18 protein-coding genes are annotated in these 15518 nt (G+C 73.4%); 13 read left to right on the top strand and 5 right to left on the bottom strand.

What is annotated here, in order from left to right:
• Positions 1-57 precede the first annotated feature (57 nt).
• Together ACFU5G_RS23310 and ACFU5G_RS23305 are read left to right on the top strand one after the other, a co-directional pair.
• Positions 58-2745 carry a DNA polymerase III subunit gamma and tau gene (locus ACFU5G_RS23310; RefSeq protein ID WP_377250145.1) on the top strand — a complete coding sequence of 896 codons (2688 nt, stop codon included), beginning with the start codon at positions 58-60 and terminating at the stop codon, positions 2743-2745.
• Complete coding sequence (locus tag ACFU5G_RS23305) at positions 2742-3179, top strand: NUDIX domain-containing protein (RefSeq protein ID WP_377250142.1); 438 nt, start codon at positions 2742-2744, stop codon at positions 3177-3179. The genes ACFU5G_RS23310 and ACFU5G_RS23305 overlap by 4 nt, the downstream gene beginning before the upstream one ends.
• Before the next feature lie 10 nt (positions 3180-3189).
• On the opposite strand, the gene ACFU5G_RS23300 is transcribed toward ACFU5G_RS23305, so the two are convergent.
• Entirely contained in the window at positions 3190-3366 is a 177-nt protein-coding gene (locus tag ACFU5G_RS23300) for a hypothetical protein (protein WP_377250140.1), read from the bottom strand.
• Between the two features lie 93 nt (positions 3367-3459).
• Here ACFU5G_RS23300 and ACFU5G_RS23295 point away from each other — a divergent pair, with 93 nt between their 5' ends.
• The gene (locus ACFU5G_RS23295; RefSeq protein ID WP_377250138.1) at positions 3460-3924 is read left to right on the top strand and encodes a MarR family winged helix-turn-helix transcriptional regulator; all 465 of its coding nucleotides are present in this window, start codon (positions 3460-3462) and stop codon (positions 3922-3924) included.
• The gene (locus ACFU5G_RS23290) at positions 3921-4313 is read left to right on the top strand and encodes a VOC family protein (RefSeq protein ID WP_377250136.1); all 393 of its coding nucleotides are present in this window, start codon (positions 3921-3923) and stop codon (positions 4311-4313) included. The genes ACFU5G_RS23295 and ACFU5G_RS23290 overlap by 4 nt, the downstream gene beginning before the upstream one ends.
• Here ACFU5G_RS23290 and ACFU5G_RS23285 read toward each other — a convergent pair.
• A complete protein-coding gene (locus ACFU5G_RS23285; protein WP_377250134.1) occupies positions 4306-4803 on the bottom strand; it encodes a hypothetical protein in 498 nt (165 codons plus the stop codon). The genes ACFU5G_RS23290 and ACFU5G_RS23285 overlap by 8 nt on opposite strands.
• A gap of 69 nt (positions 4804-4872) precedes the next feature.
• On the opposite strand from ACFU5G_RS23285, the gene ACFU5G_RS23280 reads away from it, so the two are divergent.
• From ACFU5G_RS23280 to ACFU5G_RS23265, 4 genes are all read left to right on the top strand, one after another.
• Positions 4873-5328, top strand: coding sequence for a MarR family transcriptional regulator (locus ACFU5G_RS23280; RefSeq protein WP_377250132.1), 456 nt, complete (start codon positions 4873-4875; stop codon positions 5326-5328).
• 47 nt (positions 5329-5375) lie between these two features.
• The gene (locus tag ACFU5G_RS23275; protein WP_377250130.1) at positions 5376-5954 is read left to right on the top strand and encodes an NADAR family protein; all 579 of its coding nucleotides are present in this window, start codon (positions 5376-5378) and stop codon (positions 5952-5954) included.
• Positions 5955-6015: 61 nt separating this feature from the next.
• Positions 6016-6834, top strand: a complete 819-nt coding sequence (locus ACFU5G_RS23270) for a DNA polymerase beta superfamily protein (protein ID WP_377250128.1) — start codon at positions 6016-6018, stop codon at positions 6832-6834.
• A gap of 37 nt (positions 6835-6871) precedes the next feature.
• Complete coding sequence (locus ACFU5G_RS23265; RefSeq protein WP_377250125.1) at positions 6872-8311, top strand: serine hydrolase domain-containing protein; 1440 nt, start codon at positions 6872-6874, stop codon at positions 8309-8311.
• A 2-nt stretch (positions 8312-8313) separates the two neighbouring features.
• Here ACFU5G_RS23265 and ACFU5G_RS23260 read toward each other — a convergent pair whose 3' ends face one another.
• Positions 8314-8802 carry a nitroreductase family deazaflavin-dependent oxidoreductase gene (locus ACFU5G_RS23260; protein WP_377250122.1) on the bottom strand — a complete coding sequence of 163 codons (489 nt, stop codon included), beginning with the start codon at positions 8800-8802 and terminating at the stop codon, positions 8314-8316.
• A 102-nt stretch (positions 8803-8904) separates the two neighbouring features.
• Between ACFU5G_RS23260 and ACFU5G_RS23255 the strand changes: the two genes are divergently transcribed.
• Together ACFU5G_RS23255 and ACFU5G_RS23250 are read left to right on the top strand one after the other, a co-directional pair.
• Positions 8905-9825: an ABC transporter ATP-binding protein gene (locus ACFU5G_RS23255; RefSeq protein ID WP_377250119.1), complete on the top strand. Its 921-nt coding sequence runs from the start codon at positions 8905-8907 to the stop codon at positions 9823-9825.
• Complete coding sequence (locus ACFU5G_RS23250; RefSeq protein WP_377250117.1) at positions 9822-10961, top strand: ABC transporter permease; 1140 nt, start codon at positions 9822-9824, stop codon at positions 10959-10961. Before ACFU5G_RS23255 ends, ACFU5G_RS23250 begins: the two co-directional genes overlap by 4 nt.
• Positions 10962-10964: 3 nt before the next feature.
• Here the strand turns inward: ACFU5G_RS23250 and ACFU5G_RS23245 are convergent, their stop codons facing one another.
• A complete protein-coding gene (locus ACFU5G_RS23245) occupies positions 10965-11534 on the bottom strand; it encodes a DUF5063 domain-containing protein (RefSeq protein WP_377250115.1) in 570 nt (189 codons plus the stop codon).
• Positions 11535-11546: 12 nt separating this feature from the next.
• Positions 11547-12152 (bottom strand): recombination mediator RecR, encoded by a 606-nt coding sequence (gene recR / locus ACFU5G_RS23240; protein ID WP_182619587.1) that lies wholly within the window; start codon positions 12150-12152, stop codon positions 11547-11549.
• Between the two features lie 26 nt (positions 12153-12178).
• Here recR and ACFU5G_RS23235 point away from each other — a divergent pair, with 26 nt between their 5' ends.
• From ACFU5G_RS23235 to ACFU5G_RS23225, 3 genes are all read left to right on the top strand, one after another.
• A complete protein-coding gene (locus ACFU5G_RS23235; RefSeq protein WP_377250113.1) occupies positions 12179-12961 on the top strand; it encodes a TSUP family transporter in 783 nt (260 codons plus the stop codon).
• Between the two features lie 126 nt (positions 12962-13087).
• A complete protein-coding gene (locus ACFU5G_RS23230; protein WP_285108006.1) occupies positions 13088-14365 on the top strand; it encodes an aspartate kinase in 1278 nt (425 codons plus the stop codon).
• 1 nt (position 14366) lies between these two features.
• Complete coding sequence (locus ACFU5G_RS23225) at positions 14367-15473, top strand: aspartate-semialdehyde dehydrogenase (protein WP_377250110.1); 1107 nt, start codon at positions 14367-14369, stop codon at positions 15471-15473.
• Positions 15474-15518: the final 45 nt, after the last annotated feature.

Genomic DNA, 15518 nt, shown 5'->3' with positions numbered 1-15518 from the left:
GTCCACCTGTGGACGGCCACGTCGTCAGTGTCGGTGGTGGCGTCTATCGTTGCGGGGGTGAGCACCGCCCTCTACCGCCGCTACCGGCCCGAGACGTTCGCCGAGGTGATCGGCCAGGACCACGTCACGGGCCCCCTCATGCAGGCCCTGCGCAGCGGACGGGTGAACCACGCCTATCTGTTCAGCGGCCCGCGTGGCTGCGGCAAGACGACGTCGGCCCGGATCCTCGCGCGCACGCTGAACTGCGCGAAGAACACGCCCGAGTCGCCCATCGACACCCCGTGCGGCGAGTGCCCCTCGTGCGTCGAGCTGGCGCGCGGCGGCCCCGGGTCGCTCGACGTGGTCGAGATCGACGCCGCCTCCCACAACGGTGTGGACGACGCGCGTGACCTGCGCGAGCGCGCCACGTTCGCCCCGGCCCGCGACCGCTACAAGATCTTCATCCTCGACGAGGCGCACATGGTGACGCCGCAGGGCTTCAACGCGCTGCTCAAGATCGTCGAGGAGCCCCCGGCCCACATCAAGTTCATCTTCGCGACCACGGAGCCGGACAAGGTGATCGGCACCATCCGGTCGCGCACGCACCACTACCCGTTCCGGCTCGTTCCGCCGGACGTGCTGTCGCCCTACCTGGAGCACCTCTGCGGCGCCGAGGGCATCGAGGTGGGCGGGGGAGTGCTCCCGCTGGTCACCCGTGCGGGCGGCGGCTCGGTGCGTGACTCACTGTCCGTGATGGACCAGCTCATCGCGGGCGCCACGGGCGGCGTCGTCGACTACGACCTCGCGGTCGGCCTGCTCGGCTTTACCCACGCCACCCTGCTGGACGACGTCGTCGACGCGCTCGCCGCGCGCGACGGCGGCTCGATCTTCCGGGTCGTGGACCAGATCATCGCCACGGGGCACGAGCCGCGCCGGTTCGTCGAGGACGTCCTGGAGCGCCTGCGCGACCTCATCGTCATCGCGGTCTCGGGCGACGCCGCCGACGCCGTGCTGCGCGCCATCCCCAGCGACCAGCTCGAACGGATGCGGGCCCAGGCCGGCCGGCTCGGCGTGGCCGAGCTCTCCCGGGCTGCGGACCTCGTGAACGTGGCCCTCACCGAGATGACGGGCGCCACCTCGCCGCGCCTGCACCTCGAGCTCCTGTGCGCCCGCCTGCTCCTCCCCGGTGCCGACGACGGCGCCGCGGGCCTCGCCGCCCGCATCGACCGGCTCGAACGGGGCGGCATCGTGGCGTCGGGTGCGCCGGCCCCGGCCGGCCCGGGTGGTGCCGGCGTGCCCGCTCGCGGTGGTGCGGCCGACGACGTCGTCCCGGCCCAGGACCCGGCGGCCGTCGGGCTCGCCGGTGCCGCCGCCGCACGGGCGGTGCTCGACGCGCGCAAGAAGCAAGGGTCGCCGGGCCGGGGCCAGGGGGCGGCCGAGCCCGCTCGACCGGCGGCTACGCCATCTCCCGCCCCGGAGCCTGCTCCCGCCCAGGCACAGGAGCCCGCTCCTGCTGCGACCCCGGAGCCGACGGCGCCGGAGCGCGCGGCGCCGGAGCCCGCGGCGGCCACGCCCCCGCCGGCGGAGCGCGAGCCTGCCGCGACGGAGGCGGCGCCAGGACCCACGACGCCCGAACCCGCCGCAGCCCAGACTGCTCCGGCACCCGCCGCGGCCCAGACCGCACCGTCCTCGGGCGCGGAGCCGGAGGTCACCACCGAGACCGTCCGCCGGCGCTGGCAGGAGGTGCTCGGCGCCCTCGCCGCCGCCCGGGTGACGTGGTCGCTCGTCGGCCCGAACGCGCAGGTCGCGGCCCTGGAGGGCGGCACCCTGAAGCTCGGTTTCGGCGCGCCTGGCCTGGCCCGCGCCTTCTCCAACGCGCGGCACACGAGCGCCGTCGAGGAGGCGGTCTACCAGACCCTCGGCATCCGGGTGCGCGTCGAGGCGACGCTCGACGAGGGCCCGTCGGGTGGCGGCGGCCCGTCCGGCGGCGGTCCCTCGGGCGGCGCCCCGGGCCCCGCGCCGTCCTCGGGCGAACCGCGCGGCGAGGCCCCGGCCCCGGCCCCTGCCGCGGCTCCAATCGCGGCTCCGGAGCCGGACTGGCCCGATGTCCCCGCCCCGGGCGGCGGCGCCGTCACGGTCTCGGCACCCGCGACCGCCACCGTCTCGGCGGCGAACGCCTCGGTCCCGGGACCGGTCGTGGCACAGGGGAGCGTCGCGGTCGCCGAGCGGCCCCAGCCGTCCCGTCCCGAGCCCTCGCGTCCCGAGCCGTCCCGTCCCGAGCCGGCCCGCTCGCCGTCCGCGGCCAGCGCGGCCGACCAGGCCTGGCTCGCGGGCGCCAGTGCGACCGAGCCGCCCGCGGACTACGACATGCCGGAGCCCGAGCCGGTCTACGAGGACTCCGCCCCGGCGGGCCGCCCCGCCCAGCCCGCGGCCGCGCCCACCTCACCTGCGGCGCGGACCGCCCCTCTGGCCCAGTCCGCACCCCCGGCCCAGTCCGCTCCGGTGACGGGCGCCGGCAGCGCCCGGGAGGCCCTTCGGCAGGCGGCCGAGCGTCGTGCCCGTGCCGCTGCCGCCGGCGGCACGCAGTCGGCTCCCCGCGCCCCGCAGCCCGCGGACAACGGACCGGCGTCGGGTGACGGGCAGGACTACTACGACGAGCCGTCCGACGACGACCCGGACATCGTCACCGGGGGACTGGCGGGCGTGTCGCTCGTGGTGCAGGTGCTGGGTGGCACGGTGATCGACGAGATCGTGGAGCAGTCATGAGCGGGAACGGGGAGAGCATGAGCGGATCGGACGGTCGGACGACGCTGCGGATCGTCGCGGCGGTCGTGGAGCGTGCCGACGGGCGGCACCTGCTGGTCCGCAAGCGCGGAACCCAGGCGTTCATGCAGGTGGGCGGCAAGATCGAGCCCGGCGAGGAGCCGCTGGCGGCGCTGCTGCGCGAGTTCGAGGAGGAGGTCGGGGTCCGGCTCGATCCGGCCGACATCGAGAGCATCGGGCGGTTCGGTGCACCCGCCGCGAACGAGCCCGACCACGTGGTCGACGCGTACGCCTACCGGGTGCGGCTGCGCGACGGTGAGCAGATCGCCGTCCAGGCGGAGCTCGAGGAGCTCGTCTGGATTGACCCCGCGGACCCGGTCGCGAGCTACCCGCTCGCGCCGCTGTCGCGCGACCTGCTGACCGCGGCCGGGCACTGAGCCCCGGCTGTCAGCCCTCTGCCTGCTGCGCCCGGTACCGGGCCACCTTCTCGGCGCGTTCGCGCTCCAGCCTGCGCCGCGGATCGCGGTCCTCGGACTGCTCGGCCGGGCCCGCCACGTGCAGCAGCAGCCAGTTGAGCCGCCACAGCACGCGGTAGCCCAGGGTCAGACCGTCGCGGTTGCGCATGCCCTGCCTCCATTTGGTTGGTGTACCAATAGTTTGCACACCAACTGTTAGCCTGGTCAAGAACGAGCCCGGTCACGAGCCGAGAGGAGCCGCATGACCGCCACGTCCCACGCCGACGTCGCGCCCGACCCCGAGGACCTCCTGGCCCTCGACCGTCAGGTGTGCTTCGCCCTCGCCGTCGCCTCGCGCAGCGTCATCGCGCTCTACCGGCCGCTGCTCGAGCCGATGGGCATCACGCACCCGCAGTACCTGGTCATGCTCGCCCTGTGGGAGCAGTCGCCGCTCTCGGTCAAGCAGCTCAGCGGGCTGCTGCAGCTCGACCCCGGCACCCTCTCCCCGCTGCTCAAGCGCCTCGAGGCGATCGGCTACGTGACGCGTCGCCGCGATCCCCGCGACGAGCGCGCCCTGGCGGTGGAGCTCACCGAGGAGGGGCGCGCCCTGCGCGAGCAGGCCCTGCGCGTGCCGCCCGCGATCATGGAGCGCCTGGGCATGTCCGCCGAGGAGCTCGGCCTGCTCCACCGCAGCCTCACCCGCGTCATCGCGGCGGCCGCCCCGTGAGCCGCGGGCGCCTGCACCACGTCGAGCTCTGGGTGCCGTCCCTCGCGCGCGCCGAGGAGTCCTGGGGCTGGCTCCTGACGACGCTCGGCTACGCCGAGCACCAGCGCTGGTCGGCCGGCGTGAGCTGGATCCTCGACGACACCTACGTCGTCGTCGAGCAGAGCCCTGCGATGGGGTCCGGTGCGCACGACCGCCTCGCGCCGGGGCTGAACCACCTCGCGTTCCACGGGGGCACGCCCGCCGAGGTGGACCGGCTGACCGGGGCCGCGCCCGCGCACGGCTGGTCGCTCATGTTCGCCGACCGGCACCCGCACGCCGGCGGGCCCGACCACTACGCGGCCTACCTGGAGAACGAGGACGGCTTCGAGGTCGAGGTCGTCGCTAGCTGACCCGTTCGCCGGCCGGGACGTCGGAGGTGAGCGGACGGACCGCCAGGAGCATCGTCATCCACAGCATGGTGAACGGGATCACCGTGACGTTCTTGATCGCGAGCTCCCATGCCAGCCAGGTCTCCCGGTCGATGCCGCCGACGCGCCCGGCGAGCGCGTCGGGGATCACCTTGAAGACGACGAGGAACAGCGCCAGCAGGCCCATGGTCGCCAGGACCGTCGGCCAGTTCCGCGTGTTCCACGCCGACCAGCGCGCCCCGGCATCCTGCCAGGTGGTGCCGCGCAGGAGGGTGGCCGCCGCCCAGGCGACGAAGGCGATGCGAGCGACCGCCGTGAAGATCTCGCCGCCCGCGCCGCCGGCCCAGTCGGCGGTGCCGCTCACCGAGAGGAAGCGTTGCGCCGAGGCGAGCGCGCCGAAGGCGAGCACGACCAGGTAGTGGCGGGCGAAGAACCGCCAGGTCTCGGCGAGGATCGCGACTGCTCCGGACATGATGGACTCCGTTCGTTCGACTGAATGATTTAGTAAACTAAACCATATCGTGGAGTGCACAATGGGTTCATGTCAACACCCGCTGATCCCGGGGCGCGGCTCGGCGCCGAGCTGAGCGACGCCGTCGTGATGTTCCACGAGGCGCTCGGCGCCCTGATGGGCCTCTCCGCCGCGGACAACAAGGCGCTCGGCGTCATCCGCCGGGAGGGCCCCATGTCGGCGCGTGAGCTCGCCAACCGGACGGGCCTCACCGCGGGCGCGGTCACGGGCCTCGTGGACCGCCTGGAGCACGCCGGCTACGCCCGGCGCACCCGCCACGAGACGGACCGGCGACGGCTCGTGATCGAGGCCACCGCACCGGCATCGCCCCAGGTCAAGGCGGCTGTGACCGAGATGGCGCAGGCCATGGGCCGGGTGACCGAGCAGTTCTCCCAGGACGAGCTGCTGGTCGTGGCGCGGTGGGTGGAGCTCACCACGGCGACCATGAAGGAGCAGGCGGTCCGCACCGCCGCCCGGACCGCCTGACCGGTCCTGCGCGAGCTGTGTCAGTGGCTCCTGGCACACTTCCGGGCATGTCCCACGACGTCACGCTCCGGCCTGCCTCCGCCCGCTCCGTCGACGAGCTCCGGGCGCTCGTCGACGCCGGCGCGACGCCCAGGTACCTGCACTTCTGGGGGCACCAGCCCGAGGCGGACGGCGCCGTCGGCCGGGGCAGCCTGAGCCAGTGGTTCGAGGCGCCGTTCACCGTGGACGGCGTGCACTACCGCACGGCCGAGCACTGGATGATGGCGCAGAAGGCCCGGCTGTTCGGCGACCCGGAGGCCGAGCGCGCCGCGGTCGACGCGCCGAACCCGGCGCTGGCGAAGGCCGCCGGCCGCACGGTCCGCGACTTCGACGACGAGGTCTGGGTGCGGGAGCGGTTCGAGATCGTGGTGCGGGGCAACGAGCACAAGTTCGCGTCCCGGCCCGAGCTGCGCGACTACCTGCTGCGCACCGGCTCCCGGGTGCTGGTCGAGGCCAGCCCGCGCGACCGGGTGTGGGGCATCGGGATGGGCGCCCGGAACGAGAACGCGGAGCGCCCCGCCGCGTGGCGCGGGCTCAACCTGCTGGGCTTCGCCCTGATGGAGGCCAGGGAGCGGCTGCGGGGCTGAGCCGGGCCCGGCGAGCGAAATCAGGACGACTCCGTGGTCGCCCGGACGCTAGCTTCCGGAGATGCGGAGCATCCCTGACTCGATGGACCCGGAAGTCGTCCGGGCCATCGACGCGCGCCTTGACCGGGTCGAGCAGGAGTACGACGTGCGGGTGCTCTGGGCGATCGAGAGCGGCAGCCGCGCCTGGGGCTTCCCGTCGCCGGACTCGGACTACGACTGCCGGTTCCTGTACGTGCGCCGTGCCGACGACTACCTGGGCCTGCGCGCGCGGCGGGACGTGATCGAGACGCCGCTGGACAAGGTCTTCGACGTCAACGGCTGGGACGTGCGCAAGGCGCTCGGGCTGATGGTCAAGGGCAACGCCACGGTCGGGGAGTGGCTGCGCTCGCCGATCGTGTACCGGGGCGACGTCGCCGTGCGCGACGAGCTGCTGGCCCTGGCCGGCGACACGGTGGACCGGCGCGCACTGATGAACCACTACCTGCACGTCGGCCGGAGCAGCCTGGGCCTGTACGCGTCGACCGGGGTGGCCAAGAAGTTCCTCTACGCCCTGCGGCCGGCGGTCACGCTGCGCTGGATGCGCGTGCGGGACGGTGCGGCGACCCCGCCGATGGACCTCTCGACGCTCGTCGCGGGCTCCGCGGTGCCCGGCGACGTCCGGGCCGCCGTCGAAGAGCTGGTCCGCCACAAGTCGGCCACCCGGGAGATGGGCGCGATCGTGGTGCCGGAGGTGCTGCCGCGCTTCGTCGAGGCGGAGCTGGGCCTCGCCGAGACGGCGCTGGCGGAGCCCAGGCCGGCACGCGAGAGCCGCGAGAGCGCCTGGTCGCTCGCGGACGGTGCGTTCCGGCGGCTGGTCGACAGGCGCGAACCCGTGGGGTGAGAATGTCGCGTCGCCCAGCGAAAGGACGTGCTCCAGCATGTCGCGGATCCTGCCCCGCTCCACCCCCGAGGCCGAGGGAGTCGACCCCGCGGCGCTGCGGCGTCTCGTCGACCGCCTGGACGCGCTGGAGGACGTGCACAGCCTGATGGTGCTGCGCCACGGCCAGGTGATCGCCGAGTCCTGGTGGCACCCGCACACGGCTGACCGCCCGCACGTCATGTTCTCGGTGAGCAAGAGCTTCACGTCGACGGCGGTCGGCCTCGCGGTCCACGAGGGGCTGCTCGCCCTGGACGACAAGGTCGTCGACCTCCTGCCCGACGACGCCCCCGCCGACCCGGGCGAGCACCTGCGCGCCATGCGCGTGCGCGACCTGCTGACGATGACCACGGGCCGCAGTGCCTCCACGATGGCGGGCGCCGGCCGCACCATCTCGATGCCGGGCACGGGCTGGGCGCGCGCGATCCTGGCGCAGCCCCTCGAGCACGTGCCGGGCACGCACTTCGTCTACAACACGGGCGCGACCTACCTGCTGTCGGCGATCCTGCACCGGCTCACGGGCGAGCGGCTGCTCGACTACCTGACGCCGCGCCTGCTGGCGCCGCTCGGCATCACGCACGCCACCTGGGAGCAGGACCCGGACGGCATCGACGTGGGCGGGTTCGGGCTGTCGATCACCACCGAGGAGATGGCCGCGTTCGGGCAGCTCTACCTGCGGGGCGGCGTCTGGGAGGGGAGGCAGCTCGTCCCCGCGAAGTGGGTCGCGGCAGCGACCGCCGGGCAGGTGCCGAACGGCCCGCACGACTGGCCCGACTGGAACCAGGGCTACGGCTACCAGTTCTGGCAGTGCCGCCACGGCGCCTACCGGGCCGACGGCGCGTTCGGCCAGTACGTAATCGTCTGGCCGGAGCGGGACCTGGTCATCACGATGACCTCGGGCCTGCTGGACCTGCAGTCCGTGCTCGACGTCGTGTGGGAGACCCTGCTGCCGGACGACGTCTGGGCAGGCCCCACCGGGACCGAAGCCGAAGCCGAAGCCGAGACCGCCGCCCGCGAGACCGCCCTGCCGACGCCGGCGGGCGCGGCGTCGTCCCCGCTGGAGGAGTCCCTGCGGGGCGTGACCTACGAGCTGGAGGCGAATCCGCGGGGCCTGGGCACGCTGACCGTGGGCCGGGCCGCGGACGGCGGCACGGAGCTGACGTTCACGACGGCCGATGCGGACCAGCCCATCCGGTTCGGCCACGGCGAGTGGGTCCCGGGGAGCTGCGCGCTGCTGGGCGCACCGGCCGACGTCGCGGCCGCCGCGGCCTGGGCCGACGAGTCGACCCTGCGCGGCCGGATGATCTTCCTCGGCACCCCGTTCGAGTGGCGCCTGGAGCTGCGGTTCTCCGGCGACGACGTCACGGTAACGATCGACCAGAACGTGGCCTTCGGCGAGCGCGAGCTGCTGCGGGTCGCGGGCAAGGCGCGCCGCGACTGACCTCAGGCCGGGTCGGGCGGAGCGGGCCGGAACGCGACCAGCGGCAGCCGCCCGACCAGACGCCGCCGGTCCTCGTCGGTGCCGCGGTACTCGAACCCCGCGAACAGGGTGAGGGTGCGGCGCAGCGCCGGCCGCAGGATCCCGTACCGCCGCTCGTAGCCGGTCATGGCGTCGAACGCCTCGTCGGCCCCCAGGAACCGCACGGTCGCGCGGCGCGGCGCCCGCCCGAAACTGATCCGGGCGTCCTTGTTCGCGCGGAGGTTGCGCAGCCACTGGGCGTCCTCGCCGAACCCGGAGACCACGACGGCCTCGCCCGTCGCCGGGTCGTACCGGACCACCTCCAGCACCACGGTGTGCGCGGCGCCGGTCCGGCGTCCGACGTGCGTGAGCTGCAGGAACCGCCGGCCGAGCACGCGGCCCAGGCCGTGCCGGTACAGGGCGTTCGGTGCGGCGAACGTCCTGCGGAGCCAGGGGGACGGGGTGAGGGTCATGCTCCCCACGGTAGGTGACCTGCGACGTCATCCCCAGGTCGTACGCGCGGTTCATCCCGGGGCCTGACGGCCCGGGTCCGTGGGGCACGCTAGTGTCCCCGCATGACACCAGACGGTGGTATCCGCGCGCAGGGCGTGCGGCGTTCGTTCGGGCCGGTGCACGCTGTGGCCGACGTCGACCTGGTCGCCGCACCGGGCCGGGTCACCGCGCTCATCGGCCCCAACGGGTCGGGCAAGACGACCCTCCTGCTCATGCTCGCGGGGCTCCTGACGCCCGACGCGGGCACCATCAGCATCGCCGGGGCCGACCCGGTGACCCAGAACTACGCCGCGCGCTCGCGGACGGGCTGGATGCCGGACGTCTTCGGCACCTGGGACTCGCTGACCGCGCGCGAGGTGCTGACGACGGTCGCGGCGGCCTACCGGATCGACGCCGCGACGGGCCGCGCCCGCGCCGGCGAGCTGCTGGAGCTGGTCCACCTCTCCGAGTTCGCCGACCAGCCCGCGCACGTGCTGTCCCGCGGCCAGAAGCAGCGGCTGGGCCTGGCCCGGGCGCTGGTGCACGACCCCGACGTCCTGCTGCTCGACGAGCCCGCCTCCGGGCTGGACCCGCGCTCCCGCGTGGACCTGCGTGTGCTCGTGCGCCGGCTGGCCGCCGAGGGCAAGACGGTGCTGGTCTCCTCGCACGTGCTCACCGAGCTCGACGAGATGGCCGACGACGCCGTGTTCATCTCCCGCGGGCGCACGGTCGCCACCCAGTCGGTGGCCGACGGCGACCGGCCGCGCGAGTGGCGCCTGACCGGGCTGGACCCCGAGGCGCTGACGGCCTGGCTGGACGAGAACGGCCCGGCCTACCGCCGGGAGCCGGACGGCCCCGCCGTGCTGGTCGAGCTGGCCGGGGACGCGGCGGCCGCGGCGCTGCTGCGGTCCGCGGTCGAGGCCGGTATCGACGTGTCGAGCCTCGCCCCCGCGGGCGGCGTGCTGGAGCAGGCCTACCTGGCCCTTGAGGAGGAGCGGCGATGAGCGCTGACGTGGAAGTCGTCGAGCAGGCCCCGGCCCCGGTGCCCGGCACGCGCGGCACCTGGTCCCTGTCCTGGCACGGCCTGCGGACGGTCACGGTGCTGGAGCTGCGGCAGCGCGTGCGCTCCACGCGGTGGAAGACCGCGCTGATCGTCTGGTTCCTCGTGGTCGGCCTGATCACGATGCTGACCACCGGGGCGTTCGCCATCATCTCGGGCGACGGCGGCACCGACGAGACGTTCGGCGGGATGGTCTACAGCATCGTCGTCGGCTTCGTCCTGTTCCTCGGGCTGCTCGTGGCGCCCACCCTGTCGTCGGGCGCGATCAACGGCGACCGGAACGCGGGCACGCTCGCGACGCTGCAGGTCACCCTGCTGACGCCCGCGGAGATCGTGCTCGGCAAGCTCGCCGCGGCCTGGATCGCGGCGCTCGCGTTCCTCGTGGCCAGCATCCCGTTCCTGATCTGGGCGCTGGTCGGCGGCGGCGTGTCCTGGCTCGCGCTGCTCACCACGGTGCTCATGCTCGCGCTCGTGCTCGGCGTGGTGTGCGCCATCGGGCTCGGCTTCTCGGCCGTGGTCTCCAAGACCTCGGGGTCCGCGGTGCTCACCTACCTCACGGTCGGCGGGATCACCGCAGTCCTGCCGATCCTGTTCGGCCTGCTCGTCCCGGCGACGACCACCACCGAGACCGTGCGGGTGTGGGCCGTCGAGGCCGGGTACACCTGGGAGGAGACCACCGCGCCCGAGTGCGAGTGGCAGACCCAGGAGACCCAGGTATGGCACAGCGAGCGCACCTGGTGGCTGCTCGCGCCCAACCCGTTCGTCGTGGTCGCGGACGCGCAGCCGCTCGGCGACCCGGAGACGCTGAGCGAGGACGAGAACATGCTCGCCCTGCTGCAGTACGGCGTCCGGTACGCGCGGACCGGCGACTCCGGACCGCGGGACTGGTGCACGGGCGTCTACATGGGCGAGGGCCCGCAGCCCGAGTCGCCCGTGGAGCCCGTCCAGGTCACCGACCAGCTCGTCTGGCCGTGGGGCCTCGGGCTCGACCTGCTGCTCGGCGCGGCCGGCGTGATCGTCGCCGTGAACCGGCTGCGGGTCCCGACCGCGCGGCTCGCGCAGGGGACCCGCGTCGCCTGACCGTCAGGAGTGGAGGGCGTCGTACTCCGCCTCGGCGGCGACGTCGTCCTCCACGTCCAGGCGCAGGTGCGCCAGCAGCACCTGCAGCACCCGCAGGGCCGACGCCGCGCGCTCGCCCCACAGGGAGAAGTAGGAGAACTGCCACCACCACAGGGCCTCGAGCTCGTGGCCGCTGTCGAAGTGCTGCAGGCCCTTGGCCAGGGCCTCGGCGACGCAGGCCAGGTCGCCGGACAGCGACGCGGCGCCCACGTCCTCGCCCAGGACGGGGTCCACGACCTCGGTGTAGTCGTCGAACCCGTCGAACATCTTGGACAGGGCCTCACGCAGCGGGTCGAGGTCGGTGTCGGGGCCGGCGTCCGGCTCGTAACGCTCCTTGGGCACCACGTCCACGATCGCCGCTAGCCGCGCCCCGGCGGCCAGCAGGTCGGACGTCGCCAGCACGAGCAGCGAGAGCTCCGCCCCCGGCATCCCGCCCGAGGCGACCTGCGTCACCGTCGACAGGAACGTCCGTGCCTGTACGGACACCTGGTCAGCGACCTCTCGGAGGTCCGACCCGGGCGTGATCTCGCTCATGGTGATCCCTACCTACTTGTCGTTGCCGATGACACGGCGGCCTTCGAACGCGCGACCGAGCGTCACCTCGTCCGCGTACTCCAAGTCTCCACCCACGGGCAGACCCGAGGCCAGCCGCGAGACAGTGATACCCATATGGCCCATCAGTCGGGAAAGATAGGTCGCCGTGGCCTCTCCCTCGACGTTCGGGTCGGTCGCGAGGATGACCTCCTGGACTGTCCCGTCCGCGAGCCGGGCCAGCAGCTCGCTGATGCGCAGGTCGTCCGGGCCGACGTTCTCGATGGGATTGATGGCCCCGCCGAGCACGTGGTAGCGGCCCCGGAACTCGCGCGTGCGCTCGATGGCGACCACGTCCTTGGGCTCCTCCACGACGCAGATCACCTCGTCGCTGCGCCGCGGGTCGAGGCAGATGCGGCAGCGCTCGGCCTCGGCCACGTTGCCGCACAGCTCGCAGAACCGCACGCGCAGCTTCACCTCGGTGAGCGCGTCGACCAGCCGCTTGACCTCGTGGTTGTCCGTGGCCAGCAGGTGGAACGCGATGCGCTGCGCACTCTTGGGCCCGACGCCGGGAAGCCGGCCGAGCTCGTCGATCAGGTCTTGGACCGCGCCTTCGTACACAAGAGGTCAGCCTACGGGGCGGCACAATGCAACACGTGCCCGAACTCGATCTCCTGACCGTCGTCCTCCTCCTGCTCGCCGGTCTCGCCGCCGGATGGGTCGACGCCGTGGTCGGCGGGGGCGGGCTGATCCAGCTCCCCGCGCTGCTGCTCGTCCCCGGCATCAGCCCGGTCCAGGCCCTGGCGACCAACAAGTTCGCCAGCATCATGGGCACCTCGACCAGCGCCATCACCTACTACCGGCGCGTCCAGCCCGACCTGCGCACCGCGGGGCCGATGGCGCTCGCGGCCTTGGTCGGCGCGTTCGGCGGCGCCATCGGCGCCTCGCACATCCCGGCCGAGCTCTTCAAGCCGATCATCCTCGTGGTGCTCGTCGCCGTGCTGGCCTGGACCCTGCTCAAGCCGAACGTCGGCCAGCACGACGACCTGCGCTGGGTCGGCAACGGGCACCGGCGCATCGCCGCCCTGATCGGCCTGCTCATCGGCGCCTACGACGGCCTGCTCGGGCCCGGCACCGGCACGTTCCTGGTCATCAGCCTGGTCAGCGCGCTCGGGTACTCGTTCCTCCCGGCGTCGGCCATCGCCAAGATCGTGAACTTCGCGACCAACCTGGGCGCGCTGCTCTTCTTCGTGCCCAGCGGCGCCGTCATCTGGGCCCTCGGCCTGGGCATGGGCGTGGCCAACCTCGTCGGCGCCTACATCGGCGCCCGGATGGCCGTGGCCAAGGGATCGAGGTTCGTCCGCGTCGTCTTCGTCGTCGTGGTCGGGGCCCTGATCGCCCGCCTGGCCTGGGACGTCTTCGCCGGCTAGACACCGCCGTCCCGCACGGTGAACGCCACGGCGCCCGGAATTCCCGCCGTCGTACCATCGATTCGCAAACCCAACCACCCGGCGGGCCGTTGAGAGAGACGGGGGCCGGCAACGGAAGGCAGGCGCATGGCACTTGTCGTGCAGAAGTACGGCGGATCCTCGGTCGGGGACGCGCGCAGCGTGAAGCGCGTCGCGAAGCGGATCGCCGAGGCGAAGCGAGCGGGTAACGACGTGGTCGTGGTGGTGAGCGCCATGGGCGACACCACCGACGAGCTCCTCGACCTCGCCCAGCAGATCACCCCGCTCCCGCCGCAGCGGGAGCTCGACATCCTCCTCACCGCCGGCGAGCGCATCTCCATGTCGCTGCTCGCGATGGCGATCACCAACCTGGGCGTGAAGGCCAAGTCCTACACGGGCCAGCAGGCCGGCGTCATCACGGACGCCGTGCACGGGCGGGCGCGCATCGTCGACGTCGTGCCGCACCGCATCCGCGAGACCCTGAACCGGGGGCAGGTCGCGATCGTGGCCGGCTTCCAGGGCGTCACGCAGGCCACGAACGACGTCACCACCCTCGGCCGTGGCGGCTCCGACACCACCGCGGTGGCGCTCGCCGCCGGCCTGAACGCCGACGTCTGCGAGATCTACACCGACGTGGACGGCGTGTTCACCGCCGACCCGCGCATCGTCCCGGCCGCCCGGAAGATCGACCAGGTCTCGTACGAGGAGATGCTGGAGCTCGCGGCCTGCGGCGCCAAGGTGCTGGCGCTGCGCAGCGTGGAGTACGCGCGCCGCTACGGCGTGCCGGTGCACGTCCGCAGCTCGTTCAGCGCCCACGACGGCACGCGCGTGGTCGCGGCCGAGAAGAAGTCGAAGGAGAACGCCATGGAAGCCCCGATCATCTCCGGTGTCGCGCACGACCGCTCCGAGTCCAAGATCACCGTGATCGGCGTGCCGGACGTGCCCGGTATGGCCGCCCGCATCTTCGAGGTCGTCGCCGGCGCCGGCGCGAACATCGACATGATCGTGCAGAACGTGTCGGCCGCGGCCACGGGCCTCACCGACATCTCGTTCACGCTGCCGGACGGCGACGGCCCGGCCACCATGGCCGCCCTCACCGCGGTGCAGGGCGAGCTGGCCTTCGACTCGCTGCAGTTCGACGACCAGATCGGCAAGCTGTCGCTCGTGGGTGCCGGCATGAAGTCGCACCCTGGCGTCTCGGCGCGGCTCTTCGGCGCGCTGCGTGACGCGGGCATCAACATCGAGATGATCTCCACCTCGGAGATCCGGATCTCCGTGGTGACCCGCGCCGACTCGCTGGACGACGCGGTGCGCGCGGTGCACACCGCGTTCGAGCTCGACGCCTCCGACGGCGAGGCCGTCGTCTACGCGGGAACGGGGCGCTGACATGGTCGCCATCAACGATCAGGGCGTGAACGTCGCCGTCGTCGGCGCGACCGGCCAGGTGGGCGCCGTCATGCGCCGCCTGCTGGAGGAGCGCGAGTTCCCCGTGGCGGCGATCCGGTTCTTCGCCTCGGCCCGCTCGGCGGGCACCACCCTCCCGTTCGCGGGCGTGGACGTGCCCGTGGAGGACGTCGCCGAGACGTCGACCGACGACCTGGCCGACATCGACATCGCCCTCTTCTCCGCGGGCGGCGGCACGTCGCGCGAGCACGCGCCCCGGTTCGCCGACGCGGGCGCCCTGGTGATCGACAACTCGTCGGCCTGGCGGCGGGACCCCGAGGTCCCGCTCGTGGTCTCCGAGGTGAACCCCGACGCGATCGGGGACGCCGTCAAGGGCATCGTGGCCAACCCGAACTGCACCACGATGGCCGCGATGCCGGTGCTGGCGCCCCTGGCGCGGGCGGCGGGCCTGGAGCGGCTGCGCGTGGCCACCTATCAGGCGGTGTCCGGCTCCGGCCTGGCCGGCGTGGCCGAGCTCGCCGGGCAGGTGCGGGCCGCCGTCGGGCAGGAGATCGAGGGCCTGGTGCACGACGGCGGGTCCGTCGACCTGCCGGACCCCGCCATCTACGCGGCGCCGATCGCGTTCAACGTGCTGCCGCTGGCCGGCAGCCTGGTCGACGACGGCTCGGGCGAGACCGACGAGGAGCAGAAGCTCCGCCACGAGTCCCGCAAGATCCTCGGTCTGCCCGACCTGGCCGTGGCCGGTACCTGCGTGCGGGTGGCGGTGTTCACGGGGCACTCGCTGTCGATCCACGCCGAGTTCGGGCAGGCCATCAGCCCCGACGAGGCCCGCAAGCTGCTGGCCGACGCCCCCGGCGTCCAGCTGGCCGACGTCCCGACGCCGCTCGCGGCGGCCGGCGTCGACCCGTCCCTGGTGGGCCGGATCCGGCAGGACCAGTCCGTGCCGGACGACCGCGGCCTGGTGCTGTTCGTCAGCAACGACAACCTGCGCAAGGGCGCCGCGCTGAACGCCATCCAGATCGCGGAGCTCATCGCCCACGACCTGGCGGAGCTGGCGGCGCTCGACGCCGCGGAGGCCGCCGACACGTAGGACGAGGCGGCGCGCACGCCAGGAGGGGCGGGACGGACCACGGTC

Origin of the sequence: Promicromonospora sp. NPDC057488 (assembly GCF_042802395.1) — a bacterium.
Classification (GTDB): Bacteria; Actinomycetota; Actinomycetes; order Actinomycetales; family Cellulomonadaceae; genus Promicromonospora.
The sequence above is the reverse complement of the archived record's forward strand: the minus strand, read 5'-3'. Positions and strand labels throughout refer to the sequence as shown.

What these genes read in the sequence shown, in the direction of transcription:
- ACFU5G_RS23295 (WP_377250138.1), top strand. Translation starts at nt 3,460, where the DNA reads ATGACCGCCACGTCCCACGCCGACGTCGCGCCCGACCCCGAGGACCTC.
- ACFU5G_RS23275 (WP_377250130.1), top strand. Translation starts at nt 5,376, where the DNA reads ATGTCCCACGACGTCACGCTCCGGCCTGCCTCCGCCCGCTCCGTCGAC.
- ACFU5G_RS23235 (WP_377250113.1), top strand. Translation starts at nt 12,179, where the DNA reads ATGCAACACGTGCCCGAACTCGATCTCCTGACCGTCGTCCTCCTCCTG.
- ACFU5G_RS23285 (WP_377250134.1), bottom strand. Translation starts at nt 4,803, where the DNA reads ATGTCCGGAGCAGTCGCGATCCTCGCCGAGACCTGGCGGTTCTTCGCC.
- ACFU5G_RS23265 (WP_377250125.1), top strand. Translation starts at nt 6,872, where the DNA reads ATGTCGCGGATCCTGCCCCGCTCCACCCCCGAGGCCGAGGGAGTCGAC.
- ACFU5G_RS23230 (WP_285108006.1), top strand. Translation starts at nt 13,088, where the DNA reads ATGGCACTTGTCGTGCAGAAGTACGGCGGATCCTCGGTCGGGGACGCG.
- ACFU5G_RS23305 (WP_377250142.1), top strand. Translation starts at nt 2,742, where the DNA reads ATGAGCGGGAACGGGGAGAGCATGAGCGGATCGGACGGTCGGACGACG.
- ACFU5G_RS23270 (WP_377250128.1), top strand. Translation starts at nt 6,016, where the DNA reads ATGCGGAGCATCCCTGACTCGATGGACCCGGAAGTCGTCCGGGCCATC.
- ACFU5G_RS23225 (WP_377250110.1), top strand. Translation starts at nt 14,367, where the DNA reads ATGGTCGCCATCAACGATCAGGGCGTGAACGTCGCCGTCGTCGGCGCG.
- ACFU5G_RS23280 (WP_377250132.1), top strand. Translation starts at nt 4,873, where the DNA reads ATGTCAACACCCGCTGATCCCGGGGCGCGGCTCGGCGCCGAGCTGAGC.
- ACFU5G_RS23245 (WP_377250115.1), bottom strand. Translation starts at nt 11,534, where the DNA reads ATGAGCGAGATCACGCCCGGGTCGGACCTCCGAGAGGTCGCTGACCAG.
- ACFU5G_RS23255 (WP_377250119.1), top strand. Translation starts at nt 8,905, where the DNA reads ATGACACCAGACGGTGGTATCCGCGCGCAGGGCGTGCGGCGTTCGTTC.
- ACFU5G_RS23260 (WP_377250122.1), bottom strand. Translation starts at nt 8,802, where the DNA reads ATGACCCTCACCCCGTCCCCCTGGCTCCGCAGGACGTTCGCCGCACCG.
- ACFU5G_RS23300 (WP_377250140.1), bottom strand. Translation starts at nt 3,366, where the DNA reads ATGCGCAACCGCGACGGTCTGACCCTGGGCTACCGCGTGCTGTGGCGG.
- ACFU5G_RS23250 (WP_377250117.1), top strand. Translation starts at nt 9,822, where the DNA reads ATGAGCGCTGACGTGGAAGTCGTCGAGCAGGCCCCGGCCCCGGTGCCC.